At 43.4% G+C, this 502-nt stretch carries 1 protein-coding gene; it reads left to right on the forward strand.

Features of this window, described 5'->3' with window-relative positions; genetic code table 11:
• The coding region (locus CXF65_RS01090) for an IS3 family transposase (protein ID WP_157823986.1) at nucleotides 1-502 on the forward strand (502 nt) is incomplete at its 5' end.

Genomic DNA, 502 nt, shown 5'->3' on the forward strand with positions numbered 1-502 from the left:
CAGTTGCCCTAATGAGTCTTGGGTGAGCGATATTACTTATATCTGGACAAGTGAGGGCTGGCTGTATTTAACAGGCGTTAAAGACTTATACACCAAAGAGCTTGTCGGCTATGCCATCAACAAACGTATGACCGCTGATTTAGTTTGCCGTGCACTCAATATGGCCATCAGAAATAAACGACCAAGCCAAGGATTGATTGTTCACTCTGATAGAGGCAGTCAGTATTGCAGTCATGCGTATCACAAGATCATCAAGAAGCATGAATTTACAGGCTCAATGAGTGGTAAAGGTAATTGTTATGACAACGCGCCCATAGAAAGCTTCTGGGGCGTCTTGAAGAATGAGCTAGTATATCACCAGGACTATAAGACAAGATTTGCAGCTATCAGCGATATCATTAGATACATCGAGCTGTACTACAACCAAACGAGGATTCAAAAGGGCTTGGGCCATAAATCGCCAAGACAGGTGTGGTTTGACTTTTATCGTCAAGCGGCGTAA

The organism is Psychrobacter sp. Sarcosine-3u-12 (assembly GCF_002836005.1).
GTDB lineage: Bacteria > Pseudomonadota > Gammaproteobacteria > Pseudomonadales > Moraxellaceae > Psychrobacter > Psychrobacter okhotskensis.